Source organism: Streptomyces sp. NPDC050549, from assembly GCF_040655035.1.
Taxonomy (GTDB): Bacteria; Actinomycetota; Actinomycetes; order Streptomycetales; family Streptomycetaceae; genus Streptomyces.
Genome location: NZ_JBFAJD010000003.1, coordinates 324,313 through 342,352, shown reverse-complemented (window position 1 = coordinate 342,352; position 18,040 = coordinate 324,313). Strand labels below are relative to the sequence as shown.

General features: G+C 70.6%; 17 protein-coding genes. 10 read left to right on the top strand and 7 right to left on the bottom strand.

The genetic code is table 11. From position 1 onward, the window contains the following. Positions 1-71: 71 nt before the first annotated feature. Positions 72-1,613, bottom strand: a complete 1,542-nt coding sequence (locus tag AB0I51_RS07675) for a DUF4331 domain-containing protein (RefSeq protein WP_362972449.1) — start codon at positions 1,611-1,613, stop codon at positions 72-74. 251 nt (positions 1,614-1,864) lie between these two features. On the opposite strand from AB0I51_RS07675, the gene AB0I51_RS07670 reads away from it, so the two are divergent. From AB0I51_RS07670 to AB0I51_RS07660, 3 genes are all read left to right on the top strand, one after another. Beyond that, positions 1,865-2,407, top strand: a complete 543-nt coding sequence (locus tag AB0I51_RS07670; protein ID WP_019066225.1) for a sigma-70 family RNA polymerase sigma factor — start codon at positions 1,865-1,867, stop codon at positions 2,405-2,407. Then, a complete protein-coding gene (locus tag AB0I51_RS07665; RefSeq protein ID WP_362972447.1) occupies positions 2,404-3,237 on the top strand; it encodes an anti-sigma factor in 834 nt (277 codons plus the stop codon). Before AB0I51_RS07670 ends, AB0I51_RS07665 begins: the two co-directional genes overlap by 4 nt. A gap of 126 nt (positions 3,238-3,363) precedes the next feature. Next, the gene (locus AB0I51_RS07660; RefSeq protein ID WP_019066227.1) at positions 3,364-3,630 is read left to right on the top strand and encodes a hypothetical protein; all 267 of its coding nucleotides are present in this window, start codon (positions 3,364-3,366) and stop codon (positions 3,628-3,630) included. Positions 3,631-3,672: 42 nt separating this feature from the next. Here AB0I51_RS07660 and AB0I51_RS07655 read toward each other — a convergent pair whose 3' ends face one another. From AB0I51_RS07655 to AB0I51_RS07645, 3 genes are read right to left on the bottom strand one after another with little or no spacing between them, the layout of a single operon-like run. Continuing rightward, positions 3,673-4,881: a CaiB/BaiF CoA-transferase family protein gene (locus tag AB0I51_RS07655; protein WP_362972445.1), complete on the bottom strand. Its 1,209-nt coding sequence runs from the start codon at positions 4,879-4,881 to the stop codon at positions 3,673-3,675. Positions 4,882-4,915: 34 nt separating this feature from the next. Further along, a complete protein-coding gene (locus AB0I51_RS07650) occupies positions 4,916-5,698 on the bottom strand; it encodes an ABC transporter permease (RefSeq protein WP_362972443.1) in 783 nt (260 codons plus the stop codon). Then, positions 5,695-6,639, bottom strand: coding sequence for an ATP-binding cassette domain-containing protein (locus tag AB0I51_RS07645; protein ID WP_362972441.1), 945 nt, complete (start codon positions 6,637-6,639; stop codon positions 5,695-5,697). Before AB0I51_RS07645 ends, AB0I51_RS07650 begins: the two co-directional genes overlap by 4 nt. A gap of 63 nt (positions 6,640-6,702) precedes the next feature. Here AB0I51_RS07645 and AB0I51_RS07640 point away from each other — a divergent pair, with 63 nt between their 5' ends. Next, on the top strand, positions 6,703-7,434 hold the full coding sequence (locus tag AB0I51_RS07640) for a TetR/AcrR family transcriptional regulator (RefSeq protein WP_362972439.1): 732 nt from the start codon (positions 6,703-6,705) through the stop codon (positions 7,432-7,434). Here AB0I51_RS07640 and AB0I51_RS07635 read toward each other — a convergent pair. The 3 genes from AB0I51_RS07635 to hmgA are packed head-to-tail and all read right to left on the bottom strand — an operon-like array spanning position 7,416 to position 10,763. After that, positions 7,416-8,585 carry a type ISP restriction/modification enzyme gene (locus AB0I51_RS07635; protein WP_362972437.1) on the bottom strand — a complete coding sequence of 390 codons (1,170 nt, stop codon included), beginning with the start codon at positions 8,583-8,585 and terminating at the stop codon, positions 7,416-7,418. The genes AB0I51_RS07640 and AB0I51_RS07635 overlap by 19 nt on opposite strands. Positions 8,586-8,597: 12 nt before the next feature. After that, the gene (locus AB0I51_RS07630) at positions 8,598-9,350 is read right to left on the bottom strand and encodes a GntR family transcriptional regulator (RefSeq protein ID WP_362972435.1); all 753 of its coding nucleotides are present in this window, start codon (positions 9,348-9,350) and stop codon (positions 8,598-8,600) included. Between the two features lie 60 nt (positions 9,351-9,410). Continuing rightward, positions 9,411-10,763: a homogentisate 1,2-dioxygenase gene (gene hmgA, locus AB0I51_RS07625; protein ID WP_362972433.1), complete on the bottom strand. Its 1,353-nt coding sequence runs from the start codon at positions 10,761-10,763 to the stop codon at positions 9,411-9,413. Positions 10,764-10,931: 168 nt separating this feature from the next. Between hmgA and AB0I51_RS07620 the strand changes: the two genes are divergently transcribed. From AB0I51_RS07620 to AB0I51_RS07595, 6 genes are all read left to right on the top strand, one after another. After that, positions 10,932-11,495: a hypothetical protein gene (locus AB0I51_RS07620; protein ID WP_362972431.1), complete on the top strand. Its 564-nt coding sequence runs from the start codon at positions 10,932-10,934 to the stop codon at positions 11,493-11,495. A 64-nt stretch (positions 11,496-11,559) separates the two neighbouring features. After that, positions 11,560-12,180 carry a TetR/AcrR family transcriptional regulator gene (locus AB0I51_RS07615; protein WP_362972429.1) on the top strand — a complete coding sequence of 207 codons (621 nt, stop codon included), beginning with the start codon at positions 11,560-11,562 and terminating at the stop codon, positions 12,178-12,180. A gap of 120 nt (positions 12,181-12,300) precedes the next feature. Continuing rightward, on the top strand, positions 12,301-14,541 hold the full coding sequence (locus AB0I51_RS07610; RefSeq protein ID WP_362972427.1) for a molybdopterin oxidoreductase family protein: 2,241 nt from the start codon (positions 12,301-12,303) through the stop codon (positions 14,539-14,541). Between the two features lie 122 nt (positions 14,542-14,663). Continuing rightward, a complete protein-coding gene (locus AB0I51_RS07605; RefSeq protein WP_362972425.1) occupies positions 14,664-16,070 on the top strand; it encodes a citrate:proton symporter in 1,407 nt (468 codons plus the stop codon). A 23-nt stretch (positions 16,071-16,093) separates the two neighbouring features. Continuing rightward, positions 16,094-17,332, top strand: a complete 1,239-nt coding sequence (locus AB0I51_RS07600; protein ID WP_362972423.1) for an MFS transporter — start codon at positions 16,094-16,096, stop codon at positions 17,330-17,332. A 112-nt stretch (positions 17,333-17,444) separates the two neighbouring features. Next, the gene (locus AB0I51_RS07595; RefSeq protein WP_362972421.1) at positions 17,445-18,038 is read left to right on the top strand and encodes a hypothetical protein; all 594 of its coding nucleotides are present in this window, start codon (positions 17,445-17,447) and stop codon (positions 18,036-18,038) included. Positions 18,039-18,040: the final 2 nt, after the last annotated feature.

Below are 18,040 nucleotides of genomic sequence, written 5' to 3'. Positions count from 1 at the left end.
TGTCACGCGGGGGTGGCGCGGCCCGCACCGTGGGGGAAGAAGCTGTGCGGGCCGCGCCAGTCGGTGGGGATCTAGTACGGCCGGTAGCTCATCCGGCGGCGCCACCACGCCACGCCCGCGCCGATCAGCAGAACTCCGGCGACGCCCGAGGCCGCCGACGCGACGATCAGCATCATGTTGTTGCTGCTGGAGGACGAGCCCGCCGGCTGAAGCGCGTCGCCCAGCTGGTTCTTGACGTCACTGCCGCTGCTCGTGCCCTTGGCGAGCGGACCGCGCGAACCCGAGGTCGGCTCGGCGACGTAGGGGAAGTACTTCTCGAAGCCCTTGTCGTTCTTGTCGACCGCGTCGCCCAAGTCGTTCTTGGAACCGACGAGTTCACCCTCCATGACCTGGAGCGCCTCGTCGATCACGTCGTCGGTGAGCCGACGCCCGTTCGGGAAGCCCGCGTTGTCGCCGTCCAGGACACCGAGCCGCTTGGGGTGCGCGGTCGGCGGGATCGACGTGTTGAGGCGCAGCATCTCCGACGGCTTCGTGTACGGCTGCAGGGTGTTGAGGTCCTTGACGCCCGTGAGGAACACGCTGACGAGGTCGTTGCGCGGCTCCTTCGGCGCCTTGATCTTGTAGATCGACTCGATCAGCTTCGGCAGTTCCGGGTTGGTCACGTTCTTCAGGAACTGCGCGTCGTCCTTGGGCTCGGACGCGTTGAACTTGTCCTTGTCCTTCTGCGGGTTGACGACCTCGTTGACCAGCGGGTTGCCCAGGCGCGAGACCTGTGTGTAGTAGCCCTTGGCGTTCTTGCGCTGGGTCGTCGAGTAGATGCCGACGGTCGGGTGGTTCTTCGACTGCCGGATCAGGTCGTTCGGCACCTGGAGGGCGATCGTGTTGACGTTGTAGCCCTTGAGCGTGTCGTTGCCGACCTCGCTGAGGTTGCCGCCGTACAGCAGGTCGAAGACGCGCAGGTCGGCGAAGAACGGGTCGTCGGCCTGGCCCGCGAAGGTCGCGCCGCCGTTCGCCGTCTTGTAGATCGCCTGCGAACGCAGCTTGGCGTAGTCGGGCATCGACGCCTTGCCGACGTCGGAGGGCGCCGCCGGAATGTCGTCGGCGATCTTGGTCTTGTAGACCTGCCTGCCCTTCTTCAGCTTGATCAGTTCGACGTCGTACGACTGCGTCACGTTGAGGTCGGGGTCGGTCAGGCTGGTGACCGCACCCGTGTTGTACAGGAACGTCTTCTTGTTCTTGATCTGCGTCTTGAAGGTGTAGCGGAAGATGAAGTCGTCCAGTGCGTCACCGTTGTTGTCGATGTGCAGGTCGTACTGGGCGTCGTCCGCGAACTGGTAGAAGTTCGGGCCGCCGGCGGGCTCCTCGAACGGGATCCAGTTCGCCACGATTGTGGTGGTGTCCGGCTTGTCCGGGCTCACGAACGCGTAGAGGTCCGTGTTGTCGTACTGGGGGGTCCCAGAGATCAGGGGGGCCTCCCGGTGGGAGGAGGCCGAGGCCACTCCCGGTTCCAGCGCGGCCGTGCCGGCGGCTGCGAGCCCTCCGGCGGCGAGCGCGCCACATATGAGGGCCGCGAGCTTCCTGCGTCCCGCACCGCTCCTGGAGATAGGTGTCATGCCGTCCGTCCTCAGTGCCAACTTGCCTGACGCACGGAGATTCGGAGCTGGTGCCGGGCCGGATTGGTCGGATCCGAAAAGTTTTTTTTGATGGTCTCCAATCCGGCTCGTGACCCGCGTTTCAAGTCCGCTGATCCGTAACCCATCCTTAGGGGCATCCGCTGCGAATGCCTCGTGTGACGGGATGCGAAGTGACAGACCGCGTGCGGTCGAAGAGGAGGGGCCGCGTGCGGTCGACGAGAGGGGGACGGGTGGGGGCTGACGAACTCCTGGTGCAGGTCGCCGGAGGGGACCAGCGGGCCTTCGAGGAGCTCTACGGACTGGTGTCCGGGCCCGTGTTCGGGCTGGTGCGCCGCGTGGTGCGCGACCCCGCGCAGTCCGAGGAGGTGTCCCAGGAGGTGCTGCTCGAACTGTGGCGGTCCGCCGCCCGCTTCGATCCCGGCCGCGGCAGCGCCCTGTCCTGGGTCCTCACTCTCGCCCACCGCCGGGCCGTCGACCGGGTGCGCAGCGCCCGCGCGGCCGTCGACCGCGAGCAGCGCGAGGCCCGGCGCTCCCACAACCCGGCCTTCGACCAGGTGACCGAGGAGGTCGAGGCAGGCCTGGAGCGCCAGTTGGTGCGCCGCTGCCTGGACCGGCTCACCGCCCTGCAACGGCAGTCCGTGACCCTCGCCTATTACGACGGCTATACGTACCGTGAAGTGGCCGAGCGGCTGTCGCTGCCGCTGGGCACGGTCAAGACCCGTATGCGTGACGGACTCACCCGGCTGCGCGACTGCCTGGGAGGTGCCGCATGAGCATCCTCGCCCGACTCTTCCGCCGGGGCGATCTCCACTCGCTTGCCGCCCCCTACGCCCTCGACGCCCTCGAACCCGGCGAGCGCGCCCAGTTCGAGAAGCACCTCAAGAAGTGCGAGCGCTGTGCCTTCGAGGTGCGCGGCCTGTCCGAGGGCGCGGTCCGCCTCGCCAGGTCCATGGCCGCCCAGCCGCCGCCCGCGATGCGCGACCGGGTGCTGTCCGCGATCCGCAACACCCCGCAGGAGCCGGGGCCGCTGCGGGAGCGCGGGCGGGAGACACGGGAGTACACGCCCCGGCTGCCGGCCCATGTGTGGGGCGCGGAGCCGCAGGCGTCACGCGCCCGCGTGCCCCAACGGCGGCCGTTCTTCGTCCCGTTCGCCACCGCGACGGCCGCCGCCGCCCTCGTCGTGGCCTCGCTGTTCGCGGTGCAGGCGAACAAGACACAGGACAAGCTGGACGCCGCACAGGCGCAGTCGCGTGAGATCGCACACGTTCTCGCAGCTCCCGACGCCCGTGCGACCACCGGTGCGGACACCGCGGGCCGGACGATCGGCGTGATCGCCTCCGCGTCGGAGGGGCGCGCGGTCGTCACCCTGAGCGGATACGGCGCACCGCCGAGCGGGCGCGTGCGTCAACTGTGGCTGATGCGCCCCAATGTGCAACCGCGCTCCCTCGGGCTCTTCAAGGACGACACGCCCTTGGTCACCACCGGACTCGACAAAACAGCAACATCACTCGCAGTGACCGTCGAGCCCGACGGGGGCTCACCGCAGCCCACAACTCAGCCAGTTGTCCAACTCGCCCTGAAATCGGTTGGATTCGGAGAGTAATCAAGGAGGGGTCGTCAACACCCTTACGGGGAAGGTGAATCCTGAGACCTCGATACACGAGTGCCCGGTTGGGGCGATAGGGTTACCCTGCCCGGGCCGGGTGGACTCGTACGGGTGGGGAGTGACATGGAACAGATAGTGCGCAGCAGGGCAAGGGTCCCTGCGATCACGTGCGGGAGCAGCGCGACGAGCTCGCGCCTCGACCGCCATCTCTCGGTGCTGGGCGGCCCCGTCGTCCCGCAGCGCGAGACGGCAGAGGCGACCTCTCTGATGCGCGAGCTCACCTCACGCGACACCACGCAGGAACGCAGCGCCAGGGGCGCGCGAGTGAGCAGGGTCTCGCTCTTCGCACCGCTGCGCAGGCTGCGCCGTTCGCTGTTCGGCGGGCGCTGAGCAAGTCCTCGGCGTCCCCGGAGAGTTCCCGGGGGCCCGCGCTCAGGACGCCACACCGTCCCGGCGCAGTGCTGCGATCTCTTGGTCCGCCATCCCCACGGCACGCAGCAACGCCTCGGTGTGCTCCCCGAGCGCGGGCACGTCACCCATCCGTGCCTCGCCTCCGCCCGGCAAGGTGATCGGCGGCAGCAGCGCCCGCAACGGCCCGACCGGCGACCCCACTTCCCGCCACCGCTCCCGGGCCGCCAACTGCGGGTGCTCCGCCACCTCTTGTACGTTCCTGAGGTGCGCGCAGGCCACGCCCGCGCGCTCCAGCCGCAGCACGGCCTCGTCGGTGGCCAGCCCACCCAGCACCGCACCGACGAGGGCGTCCGTGCGCTCCCGGTTCACCACCCGCTCCGCGTTCGTCGCGAAGTCCGGGGCGGTCCCCAACTCCGGCCGCCCCAGAACCTGTTCGGCCAGCCGCCGCCACTCCCGGTCGTTCTGCACCGCGAGCAGCACCTGTCCGCCGTCCGCAGTGGGATAGACGTCGTACGGCGCGATGACGGCGTGCGCAAGTCCTGTGCGCGCCGGGGGAGTTCCGCCGTGCATCGTGTGATGCAGCGGATGCCCCATCCACTCCACGACCGCATCCAGCATCGAGACCTCGACGGGCCCGCCCCGCCCGGTGGTGCCGCGCCGCACGAGCGCCGCGAGCGCACCGGAGAACGCGTACATCCCCGCCGCGATGTCGGCCACCGGGATCCCCGCCTTCACCGGCCGCTGAGGCGTCCCGGTCACCGACACCAGCCCCGCCTCGCACTGCACGAGCATGTCGTAGGCCCGCTTGTCCGCGTACGGCCCTGACGCCCCGTACCCCGAGATGTCCACGGCGACCAGCCGGGGATGCGCCGCGCACAGCGTCGCCGCGTCGAGCCCGAGCCGGGCCGCCGCCCCGCGCGCGAGGTTCTGCACGAACACGTCCGCGTCCGCGACCAGCCGCCGTACGACATCGAGGCCGCGCGGGTCCTTCAGGTCCAGGGCGATCGACTCCTTGCCCCGGTTGCACCACACGAAGTGCGAGGCCAGTCCGCCGGCCGCGGTGTCGTAGCCGCGCGCGAAGTCGCCGCCGTCGATCCGCTCGACCTTGATCACCCGGGCGCCCAGATCGGCGAGTTGCCGGGTGGCGAAGGGGGCGGCGACGGCCTGTTCGACGGCGACGACGGTGACGCCCTCAAGGGGCAGCGGCATGGGCTCCATGCCGGGGATCATGTCCCGCGCCCGGGGCCTTTGTCATGCGGGGAGCTCACCCCTCGCCGCGCGCGTACCGGCGTACGGCGAGCGGTGCGAACACGGCGATCAGTGCGGCGCACCACGCCAGCGACCCTGTGATCGGATGGGCCACCGGCCAGGCGGCGCCCTCGGGCACGGGCGAGTTGCCGAACAGGTACCGCAGGGCCGTCGTCACCGCGCTGATCGGGTTCCACTCGGCCAGCGCACGCAGCCAGCTCGGCAGCCGGTCCGTCGGGATGTACGCGTTGGACAGCAGCGGCAGCATGAAGGTCGCGCTGCCGAGCTGACCGGCCGCCTCCTCGCTGCGGGAGGCGAGCCCGAGCAGGATGCCGACCCAGGCGCAGGCGAACCGGAACAGCAGCAACAGGCCTACGGCAGCGGCGGCTCCGGCCGCCGATCCCTCGACCCGCCACCCCACCGCGAGACCGACCAGCAGGAACGGCACGGTCCCGGCAGTCGTGACGACCAGATCGGCGGTCGCCTGCCCGAGCGGTACGGCGGCCCTGCTCATCGGCAGGGTGCGGAAGCGGTCGCTCACACCCCGGTGCGAGTCCTGGGCGGCCTGGAACATGCCCGTCATGATGCCGTTCGCGGCGGTCGCGACCAGCAACCCCGGGACCAGGTACGAGCGGTAGGCGTCACCCGGCATCGCCAGCGCGCTGCCGAAGACGTACCCGAAGAACAGCAGCATCGTGATCGGCATGGTCTGGGTGAGGATCGCCAGCGCCGGATTGTTCCGCACCCGCCGCAGCTGCCGGCCGAGCATCGCGGTGCCGTCGTACGCCAACGCGCTCATGCCGCTTGCTCCTTACGGTCCGTCAGCCGGAGGAACACGTCGTCGAGGGTCGGTGGTCGCATGCTCGCGTCGAGCAAGGGCACGCCCGCCGCGTCGAGTTCGCGGACGAGCCGGGGCAGGGTGAGTGTCGGGTCGCCGGTGACCGCGCCGACGGTGTTCCGCTCGTGGTCGAACGACGGCTCGGCGCCCGTGAGTTGGTCGAGGACACCGGCAGCCCTCGCCAGCGCGTCCGGGTGTGCGACGACGACCTCGGCGTAAGTGCCGATGAGCGCCTTGAGTTGGGACGGCGACCCGCTGTGCGCGACCCGGCCCCGGTCCACCAGGGCGATGTCGTCGGCTAGTTGGTCGGCCTCCTCCAGGTACTGCGTGGTCAGCAGCACGGTCGTACCCTCTCTCTTCAAGTCCCGTACGGCGTCCCAGATCCGGTTCCGGCTGGCCGGGTCGAGGCCGGTCGTCGGTTCGTCCAGGAACAGCACCTCGGGGCGTCGTATGAGACTCGCCGCCAGGTCGAGGCGGCGGCGCATGCCGCCGGAGTAGGTGGACGCGGCGCGGTCGGCGGCCTCGGTGAGGCCGAAGCGGTCCAGTAGTTCGGCGGCCCGCTCGGCCGGCCCTCGGACCCGGTGCAGCCGCGCGAACAGCCGCAGGTTCTGCCGGCCGGTGAGGTCGCCGTCGACCGACGTGTACTGCCCGGTGACGCCGATACTGCGCCGTACGGCCGAAGCCTCCCGGACCAGATCGTGCCCGGCGATCCGCGCGGAGCCCGCGTCGGGCCGCAGCAGGGTGGTGAGCAGCCGGACGGCCGTGGTCTTGCCCGCGCCGTTGGGCCCGAGGACCCCGCAGACCGTGCCCCGCGCCACCGCCAGGTCCAGCCCGCGCACGGCGTGCACGGCGCCGAAGCGCCTCTCCAGACCTTCACTAAGTACAGCGTACGTAGTAGCCATGGGTCGACCATAGCGCACTACGTACGATGTACGTAACTAGCATGGTGGTCGAGGTGATGATCAATGGCGGACCGAGCGGCCGTACCCGAAGTGATCTGGGCGCGCCCCGAGCGGGCGGGGCGGGGGCCCAAGCCCGCGTACAGCCGCGCGGACATCGCGGCGGCGGCGGTGCGGATCGCCGACGGCGGGGGGCTGGACGCGGTGTCCATGCGCCATGTCGCGGCCGAGTTGGGGTGCGGCACGATGTCGCTCTACAACTACGTCCCCCGCAAGGAGGACCTGTACGAGCTGATGGTCGACGCGGTCAGCGGCGAGCACGATCGGTGGGAGCCGTCGGGGGACTGGCGGGCCGACATGATCCGCGTCGCCCATCAGACGCGGACGCTGATGCACCGGCATCCCTGGCTGCCCCGGCTGATGTCACCGGTGTACGGCTTCAGCCCGAACGCGCTGCGGTATCTCGAGCACTGCCTCGCCTGTCTCGATCCGGTCGAGGCGACGTACGGCACGAAGATGCAACTCGTCGGGCTGCTCAACGGGGTGGTGACGATGTATGTGGCCAACGAGCTGGCCACGGCTGAGCGGTCGCGGTCGTTGCCCTGGTCCGAGGAGCAGGAGAACGCGGTGCGGATCGCGTACCTGGGGAGTCAGATCGCCGGCGGGGCGTATCCACGGATGGCGGCGGCGTTCATGGAGGATCCAGGGCCGATCGATCTGGACGCGGTGTTCGACATGGCGTTGAGCAAGGTGCTGGACGCCTTCGATCCCGAACGGGATCAGAGCAGCGCGAACTGACCCTCCGGGCCCTCCTCGTGGTGGTCCAGAACCGATGCCGGGTGGCGTGTCCACTCCGGTGCCGGGAGGATGCCCGCCCTGCGCAGCTCGGCGGAGGTGATGGGGTCTGTCACTGTCAACTCCTTCTGCCGCGGCCGCAGTTCCGCAAGCAACGCCAACACCGTGATCAGCTCCAGCAGTTCCGACGTCCATGTCTGCTGCCATGCCGCCGGGCGGATCGCGGCCAGGGTGCCCGGGGCAGCGGACTCCGACGTCCGGGACGTGAACCACTCCTCCAGGACACGTACCCCGCTCACCTCGAAGTCCCAGGACTCGGGCGGGACCGGGGAGATGCGGCCCTCGTCGAGGTGGAGGGTCTCCTCGTCGCGGTCGTAGTGGAGAGTGAGGGGGAGGGACGGCAGCGGGGCGCGGACGTAGGGGCGTCGGCCGCCGGGGAGTTTGGGGCGGTCGCCGTTGCGGTGCATCAGCCAGAGCAGGCGGTGGCCCAACTCGACACCGCGAGCCCAGAGTCCGGGGTCCCGCGTCAGGGGTACGGCCGGTCCGGGGCGGGCCGTCGCCACCGTCCAGGCGAGGACGTCCGTCGGGGCGGGGGAGTGACCGAGGTGGCCGGCGAGGTGGTCCAACAGGCCGGGTGCCAGATTCGGTTCCTCGGCGTGGGGACGGCGGTAGAGCGGCCGGACGCGGCCGGGGCGGACCAGGGGGAGGATCGTGGACGCGAGCAGAAGCGGGCCGGAGGTGCCGGGGACGCCCTGAGTGTCCACCACGAAGATCTGGCGCTCGTCCGCCACCCGCCACAACTCCGGCCGGGACGCGTCGATCAGGCGGTGGTCGGGGATCAGCCACTGCTCGTCGAAGGGGGCGTGCAGGACGCGGACCGGTTCCGGGCAGGGGCCGGTGGCGCGGAGCAGTTTCTCCGTGCCGCTGGACTGGCCCGGGAGTTGAGCCACCGCCGAGTGCAGGGTGCGGGAGCGCGTCGGCTCGAACAGGGTTTCCCGGTCCGGGACCTCGGCCTTCACCAGGGTGTCCCAGCGGGCTCTCAGGGTTGCCGCGTCTGGAGCCGTCGGCCACCCCCGGCCCAGCCGGATCGGTGCGACGGACCACGGCATGAGGTCCGCGAGCAACGGAGCGTCGTCGTGCGTCACGCTCGGCATCGTACGACGACCTCAGTTCGCGGCGTCGAGCGTGACCGAGAAGGAGAAACGGTCCCCCCGGTAGTGGATGACGGCCACGTCCAGCACCCTGCCCCGGCTGTCGTAGGTGATGCCCGTGTAGTGCAGGATCGGGCTGAGGAGCGGGACCTGGAGGAGACGGGCGGTCTCCGGGTCGGCCAGGCGGGCCTCCACGGTGTCCGTGATGCGGCTGATGTCCGCGCCGACGACGTCCCGCAGCACCTTGGTCATCGGCCAGCGGATCAGGTCGTCCGGGTCGAGGTGGGTGGCCAGTTCGGGGCGGATGTGGTTGCGGGCGTGGTTCGTCGGCTCGCCCGTCTTCTCGTCGCCGCGCAGTCGGTGGTACGTCGCCACCTCGGTCAAGTCCGGGAAGTGCTCGGCGAGTTCGGGCGGTACGGACACCCTGCCGTGGTCGAGGAGTTCGGTGGTCATGCCGGACTGCTGGGCCACGATCGCGTCCACGGAGCCCAACAGCCGTACCGGCGTGGCCCGTCGGACGTCCGGCTCGATGAACGTGCCCCGGCGGCGGTGGCGGGTGATCAGCCCTTCGTCCTCCAGCTCCTTCAGCGCCTGCCGCATGGTGAGCACACTGACGCCGTAGTGCCCCGCGAGCTGCTCCTCCGTGGGCAGCCGCAGCGGGTCCTGGGGCGAGCGGCCCAGTATCGAGGCGCGCAGGGACTGCGACACCTGGTACCAGAGCGGCAGCTTGCGGTTCAGGACGATCGAATCCGGGGCGAAGGAGGTCACGGGGCCATCCGTACCGGTAGGGAGGGATCGGTGCAAGGGCCGTAGGACGGTGGGGAATTGTCAGTGCGTGGGGCGGAAGTGGCGCTGCAGGCCCCGCCAGACGTCGTCGTAGCCCTGCTGGAGGTGGTCGGCGTGCGCCGCCTGGGCCGTCGCCGTCACCGGCCAGCGGGTCTCGAACATGAACGCCAGGCCGTCGTCGATCTTCTGCGGGCGCAGTTCGGCCGCGGCGGCGCGGTCGAAGGTCTCCCGGTCCGGTCCGTGCGCCGACATCATGTTGTGCAGCGAGCCGCCGCCGGGCACGAAGCCCTCCGCCTTCGCGTCGTAGGCGCCCTCGATGAGCCCCATGTACTCGCTCATCACGTTCCGGTGGAAGTACGGCGGCCGGAAGGTGTCCTCGCCCACCAGCCAGCGCGGGGCGAAGACCACGAAGTCCACTCCGGCCAGGCCCGGGGTGTCCGACGGGGACGTCAGCACGGTGAAGATCGACGGGTCGGGGTGGTCGTAGGAGATGGAGCCGAGCACATTGAAGCGGCGCAGGTCGTAGGCGTACGGCACATGGTTGCCGTGCCAGGCGACCACGTCGAGGGGCGAGTGGTCGTAGGCCGCGGTCCAGAGGTTGCCGCAGAACTTGTTCACCACCTCGACCGGGCCCTCGACGTCCTCGTACGCGGCCACCGGCGCGTGGAAGTCCCGGGCGTTGGCGAGTCCGTTGGCGCCGATCGGGCCGAGGTCGGGGAGCTGGAAGGGCGCCCCGTAGTTCTCGCACACATATCCGCGGGCTGAAGCATCCAGCAGCTCCACACGGAAGCGCACCCCACGGGGGATCAACGCCACATGTCCCGGCTCCACATGGAGGAGCCCGAACTCCGTGCGCAGCAGCAGTCCGCCGCGCTCCGGGACGATCAGCAGCTCGCCGTCCGCGTCGCTGAAGACGCGGTCCATGGAGGAGTCGGCGTGGTAGAGGTGCACGGCCATGCCGGTGCGCCGGGTCGCGTCGCCGTTGCCGCCCAGGGTCCACAGGCCGGCCAGGAAGTCGGTGCCGGGCGCGGGCGCGGGCAGCGGGTTCCAGCGCAGCCGGTTCGGGTCGGGCACCGACTCCGTGAAGGGCGCCGTACGGATCCCGCCGTTGTCGGTGCGGGTGAAGGGCGGGTGCGCGGCCGAGGGACGGATGCGGTACAGCCACGAGCGGCGGTTGTGCGCCCTCGGCTCGGTGAACGCCGAACCGCTGAGCTGCTCGGCGTAGAGGCCGAGCGGTGCGCGCTGCGGGGCGTTGCGGCCCTCGGGCAGGGCGCCCGGCACCGCCTCCGAACTGTGTTCATTGCCGAAACCGGTGAGGTGGGCCAGCCCCTCGGCGGTCTTGCGGACTCCCCCACGCTCGAACCCGCTCGCGCGGGAGGTACCCCGATCGCTCATCTCTGCTCCTCGCCTCTGAGCCGTCTGATTCCTATGTATCACCGTAGGATTGCGGTTTCGCGGGCGCAAGGGGACAACGAAGGGCTCAGGGAAAATCCGACTTCCGGGGGCGAAGAACCAGCCTCAAGGGGGATCCGGCTGTCAGACCGGTGTTCTAGTCTCCCCGGCATGTCGTGGTCGCGCGCACTTCTCACCGCGCTCGCGGTCTGTGCCCTGCTGCTGGCCGGATCGGCGGGCTGCGGTTCCGGCGATGCCCAGGCGCGGAAGCGGGACAGGGTGTCGCCGTCCCCGGTGGGCAAGGTGCTCGACGACACGGACGAGCAGGGCCGGCACTACCGCGAGGTGAGCAAGAAGGGCGCGCCGGAGGTCGGTATCGAGGTGGAGCCCGACGCCTCCGACGACAGCTGGGACGTCCGGCTGACCGTCCACGACTTCCGCTTCTCGCCCGCCGGCGTCAAGCCGGCCGCGGTCGCGGGCCGCGGCACCGTCCGCCTCCTGGTGGACGGTCGCACGGTCGCGCGGCTCCGCGTCCCCGAGTACCGGCTCGCGGCCGGCCTCGTCCCGCACGGCACCCACCACGTCACCGCGCGCCTGTACGCGGACGACGGCACCGTGTGGGCGGTACACGGCAAACCGGTGGAGAGTACGGCGGACATCACGGAGTCGGCGGTGCAGGCCACGCCCGACGGCAGCAAGACACCCGGTTCCGCACCGACGCGGGGGCCCGAATGAGTGCTATGGGCACCCAGTTCCGTACTGAGGTGCGAGCTTCTTCTGACCGCGGCGGAAAGGCATCATGAAGCCCGTGCCCCACGCGACATCGCTCCGTCGTGCGCCCGTGCAGCGGCGCAGCGCCGAACGGCTGACCAGGATTCTCGACGCCTGCGCCGACCTCCTCGACGAGGTCGGCTACGACGCGCTGAGCACCCGGGCCGTGGCCGTGCGCGCCGGCGTCCCCATCGGCTCGGTGTACCGCTTCTTCGGGAACAAGCGCGCGATGGCCGACGCCCTGGCCCAGCGGAACCTGGAGCGCTACACGGAACGCGTCACCGAGCGTCTCAAGGAGGCCGGCGGCGAGGCAGGGTGGCGGGCGGCGGTGGACGCCGTCCTGGACGAGTACATCGCCATGAAGCGCACCGCGCCCGGCTTCTCCCTCGTCGACTTCGGCAACCAGATCCCGGTCGGCTCGGGCCACGCGGAACCCAACCACCGTGTCGCCGACCGTCTCACCGACCTGCTCTCCGGCTATCTCTCGCGCGAACCCGACGAGGACCTCCGCCGTACGTTCCTCATCGCGGTGGAGACCGCCGACTCCCTCGTCCATCTCGCCTTCCGGGTCGCTCCCGAGGGCGACGAGAAGGTCATCGAGGAGACGCGGGCGCTGCTGCGGGCGTATCTCGCGCGGGTACTGGACTGACCTCGCGGTCGAACGGCCGGGTTCCGCGGGTTTCCGACCTCACCCCGGCCCCCCCTCGCCACCGTCCATACCGGTCGGTATGCTCACCGCGAAGAGGCAACGTCGCCCTTGGGAGGCCCCGTGTCCCGCACCGCCCTGCGTATCTGCCCCCTGTGCGAAGCCACCTGTGGGCTGACCCTCACCATCGAGGGCACCCGGGTGACCGGCGCCCGAGGCGACCGCGAGGATGTGTTCAGCCGGGGGTTCATCTGCCCCAAGGGCGCCTCCTTCGGCGCCGTCGACGGCGACCCCGACCGGCTGCGCACCCCCCTCGTCCGCCGCGACGGCGAGCTGCGCGAGGCCACCTGGGAGGAGGCGTTTGACGCGGTCGCGGCCGGACTGCGCCCGGTCGTCGAGTGCCACGGCCCGCACGCCGTCGGTGTCGTCCTCGGCAACCCCAACGTGCACACCATGGCCGGCGCCCTCTACCCGCAGGTCCTGCTCGGCGCCCTCGGCACCCGCAGCGTCTTCACCGCGTCCACGGTCGACCAGATGCCCAAACACGTCTCCTGCGGCCTGCTCTACGGCGACGCCAACGCGATCCCGGTACCCGACCTCGACCACACCGACCATCTGCTCCTCATCGGTGCCAACCCTCTTGAGTCCAACGGGAGTCTGTGCACCGCCGCCGACTTCCCCGGCAAGCTCAAGGCGCTCAGGGCCCGCGGCGGCACCCTCACCGTCATCGACCCGCGCCGCACCCGCACCGCCAAGCTCGCCGACCGGCACATCGCGGTCCGCCCCGGCACAGACGCCCTGCTCCTCGCGGCGATGACGTACGTCCTCTTCGACGAACAGCTCGTGGACCTGGGGGAGTTGGCCCCGCACGTCCAGGGTGTCGACGAAGTCCGCGCGCAGGTACGGGACTTCACCCCGGAGGCCGTGGCGGAGGCGTGCGACGTGGACGCCGACGAGATCCGCGCCCTGGCCCGAGAACTGGCGGCAGCCCCGACTGCCGCCGTCTACGGCCGTATCGGCAGCTGCACGGTCCCGCACGGCACCCTCGCCAGCTGGCTCGTCGACGTCCTCAACATCCTCACCGGCAATCTCGACCGGCCCGGCGGCGCCCTCTTCCCGCAGGCCGCCACCGACCGGACACCCCGGCCCGCCGGACCGGGACGCGGCTTCGCGCTCGGGCGCTGGCACTCCCGGGTGAGCCAATACCCGGAAGCCAAGGGTGAGTTGCCACTCTCCGCGCTCGCCGAGGAGATCGACACCGCGACCGTCGAGGGCGAGCCGATCCGCGCGCTCATCGCCGTCGCCGCCAACCCCGTGCTCTCCGCACCGGACGGCGCCCGCCTCGACAAGGCCCTCGACTCGCTCGACTTCATGGTGAGCGTCGACCCGTACCTCAACGAGACCGCGCGCCACGCCGACGTGGTGCTTCCGCCGCCCCCGCCCTCCCAGAGCCCGCACCACGACTTCGCGTTCAACACCCTCGCCGTCCGCAACCAGGTCCGCTACTCCCGCCCCGCGATCCCGCTGGAGCCCGGCCGGATGGCCGAGACCGAGATCCTGGCCCGGCTGGTCCTCGCCGCGACCGGCATGCACGGCGCCGCCCCGGCCGCCGTCGACACGATGGTCGTCGACCAGACCCTCGCCAAGGCCGTCAAGGATCCCAACTCGCCGGTCCACGGCCGCGATCCGCGCGAGATCACCGCCCAGCTCACTGGAGAGACCGGCCCCGAGCGCCGGCTCGACATGATGCTGCGCCTCGGCCCCTACGGCGACGGCTTCGGCGTACGACCCGACGGGCTGACCCTCCAGGAGCTGCTCGCGCACCCGCACGGCATCGACCTGGGCCCGCTCGCCTCCCGCCTGCCGCAACCGCTGAAGACGCGCAGCGGAAAGGTGGAACTGCTGCCGCAGCCGATCGCCGACGACCTGCCCCGGCTCCGGCAGGCCATGAGCGAGCGCGCGGACGGGCTCGTCCTCGTCGGCCGCCGCCACCTGCGCTCCAACAACAGCTGGATGCACAACGTGCCCGCCCTCACCGGCGGCACCAACCGCTGCACCCTGCACATCCACCCCGAGGACGCCGAGCGGCTCGGTGTGACCGACGGAGCGCCGGTCCGGGTGAAGGGCGCCGGGGGAGAGGTGACCGCCCCTGCCGAGATCACGGACGGTCTGCGGCGCGGTGTGGTGAGCCTTCCGCACGGCTGGGGCCACGACCGTCCCGGAACCCGGCTCAGTCACGCGTCCGCCGATCCGGGCGTCAACGTGAACCAGCTGCTCGACGGCAGTCTCCTCGACCCGCTGTCGGGCAACGCGGTGCTCAACGGAGTGCCCGTGGAGGTCACCGCACTCACCGCACAGCTGTGACCTGGAATTTTGCGCTTATTGCTCGCGCGTCAACATCTTGTTAACGCGGCTTTGCGCGACCTAACGTCGTCGGACCGCCGCCCCTGGTGGGAGTTCAAAGGCGAACGTTAGGTGTTCCACTCATGCTGACCATCCTCGGCTTCACCATGATCGCGACCTTCCTGGTCCTGATCATGCTGAAGAAGATGTCGCCGATCGCGGCACTCGTCCTGATACCGGCGCTGTTCTGCGTCTTCGTCGGAAAGGGCGCCAAGCTCGGCGACTACGTCATCGACGGCGTCACGAGCCTCGCGCCCACCGCGGCGATGCTCATGTTCGCGATCGTCTACTTCGGTGTGATGATCGACGTGGGTCTCTTCGACCCGATCGTCCGGGGGATCCTGAAGTTCTGCAAGGCCGATCCCCTGCGCATCGTGGTCGGTACGGCGGTCCTCGCCGCGATCGTCTCCCTTGACGGCGACGGCTCGACCACCTTCATGATCACCGTCTCGGCGATGTACCCGCTGTACAAACGCCTGAAGATGAGCCTGGTCGTGATGACCGGTGTCGCCGCGATGGCCAACGGCGTGATGAACACGCTTCCCTGGGGCGGCCCGACCGCCCGCGCCGCGACCGCCCTCAAGCTCAATGCCAGTGACATCTTCGTCCCGATGATCCCGGCCCTCGCCGTGGGCCTGCTGGGCGTCCTCGTCCTCGCGTACGTCCTCGGCCGCCGCGAGCGCAAGCGGCTCGGGGTGCTGACGCTGGACGAGGTGCTCGTGGAGGAGCCGGAGACCGAGACGGTGCTGGTGGGCGCCGGCGGCGGCGAGAGCAACAAGCAGGTGCGCGGCGGCGGTTCGGGCTTTGGCACGGACGCCGACGCCGAACTGCCCGACGAGGACGACGGTTTCCGGGGCCTCGACCCCGACCGCCCGACCCTGCGCCCCAGGCTCTACTGGTTCAACGCGCTGCTCACGGTCACCCTGCTCACCGCCATGATCATGGAGTGGCTGCCGATCCCGGTCCTGTTCCTGCTCGGCGCCGCGCTCGCCCTGACCGTCAACTTCCCCCACATGCCCGACCAGAAGGCCCGCCTCGGCGCCCACGCCGAGAACGTCCTCAACGTCTCCGGCATGGTCTTCGCCGCCGCCGTCTTCACCGGCGTCCTCCAGGGCACCGGCATGGTCGACCACATGGCGACCTGGCTGGTCGACAACATCCCCGACGGCATGGGCCCGCACATGGCCTTCGTCACCGGCGTACTCAGCATTCCGCTCACGTACTTCATGTCGAACGACGGCTTCTACTTCGGCATTCTCCCGGTGCTCGCCGAGGCGGGCCAGGCACACGGTGTCTCCTCCCTGGAGATCGCCCGAGCCTCCCTCGTCGGCCAGCCCCTGCACATGTCGAGTCCGCTCGTGCCCGCCGTGTACGTCCTGGTCGGCATGGCCAAGGTGGAGTTCGGCGACCACACACGGTTCGTGGTCAAGTGGGCGGCCCTGACATCGCTCGTCGTACTCGGGGCAGGAATCCTCTTCGGCATCATCTGACCTACACGGCAAGGGACTCGACCATGGCGCCCGGCAGGAACCGCGGCTGGCTGCTCCGCCTCGTCATCGCCTTCGGCTTCGCGCAGGCGGCGGTGTCGATGGCCCGCCCCGCGGTGTCCTACCGGGCCCTCGCGCTCGGCGCCGACGAGCGGGCGATCGGTGTCATCGCGGGCGTGTACGCGCTGCTCCCGCTGTTCGCCGCCGTACCGCTCGGCCGCCACACCGACCACGGCCGCTGCGCACCACTGCTGCCCGTCGGCGTGATCCTGATCTCCGGCGGCTGCGCACTGAGCGGACTCGCCGACTCCCTCTGGGCGATGGCGATGTGGAGCGGCGTGATGGGCCTGGGCCACCTCTGCTTCGTCATCGGCGCCCAGTCGCTGGTCGCCCGCCAGTCGGCCCCGCACGAACAGGACCGCAACTTCGGCCACTTCACCATCGGCGCCTCCCTCGGCCAACTCGTCGGCCCCATCGCCGCGGGGGCCCTGATCGGCGGCTCCGACATGGTCGGCGCCAGCGCCCTCGCCCTGCTCGTCGCGGGCGCGGGCGCCGCCGTGTCGTTCACGTCGCTGTGGCGCATCGAGGACCGTACGGCCGTCAAGCCCCGTACGCGGCAAGGCGATCGCGTGCCCATGCGGAGCATCCTCGGCGCCCGGGGTGTCCCCGCGGGCATCTTCGTCAGCCTCTCCGTGCTGTCCGCGACCGACATCCTCACCGCCTACCTTCCGGTGGTCGGCGAACACCGGGGCATCGCGCCCTCGGTGATCGGCGTGCTGCTCAGCATCCGGGCGGCGGCCACCATCGCCTGCCGCCTGGTCCTCACACCGCTCCTCCAACTGCTCGGCAGGGCCGCCCTGTTGACCGCGACCTGCCTCCTCGCGGGCGTCCTTTGCGCGGGCATCGCCCTGCCGGTACCGGTGTGGGCCATCGGCCTGATGCTCGCCGTCCTCGGCTTCTGTCTCGGCGTCGGCCAGCCGCTCTCCATGACGACCGTCGTCCAGGCCGCCCCCGACGGCGCCCGTTCCACCGCCCTCGCGCTCCGCCTCACCGGAAACCGGCTCGGCCAGGTCGCCGCGCCGGCCGGCGCGGGCCTTGTCGCCGGAGTCGCGGGCGTGGCGGCGCCGTTCGTGATGCTCGGCGCGCTGCTGGTGCTCTCGGCGGGGGCCGCGCTGCGGTCGCCGGGCGGTGCGCCCCGGGAGCGGACGGCACCCGACGGCGTGCGGCGCGGTCGGCCGTCCTTGAGCCGGAAGGGCGATATCTAGAGCTGTCCGACGGCGCGTACGGCGCTGCGCACACATTCGGCGGGCCGGATGTGAGAGGGAATCAGGCTAAAGAGAAATTCGTACGATAATCGCCTGATTCGGAGGGCTGTTCATGCCGACCTCATTCCTGCCCCGTCGAGCCGCCGCCTGGACGGTTCTCGCCGCCGCGGCAACCGTCGTCTCCGGCGCGCCCGCGGCCGTCGCCGCCGCCGGTGACAACGGAGACGTCAAGATCCACGAGGTGGGGACGCGCTTCGACGACCAGCGCAACCAGCCGAAGGTCTGCGACTTCTACCTCGACGCGTTCAACTTCGACCAGATCCAAAAGGTCACCTGGTCCATCGAGACCCAGCCGCCGGTCCTGGGCGGCGCGACCCGTTCCGGCTCCATCACGCTCACCGGCGGCACCGGCCACACCATGCCCGTCGCGACGCTCCCGAACGGCATGTACAAGCTGACCTGGAACTTCGTCGGCGAGAACGGCAAGGCCAAGCAGAAGGTCTTCAAGGTCGACTGCTCGACGCCGGCGCCCGGCGGTGGCACGGGCGGCACCGGCGGCCCCAACGGCGGTCCGCCCGCCGGTGGCGGCGGGCTGGCCCGGGACGCGGCCCTGACCCCGCTCGCGGGTGCCGCCGCGGTGGGCCTGACCGCGGTCGGCGGGGTGGTCTGGTTCCGGCTGCGCCGTCGTCCCCACGGTGCGTCCTGAGC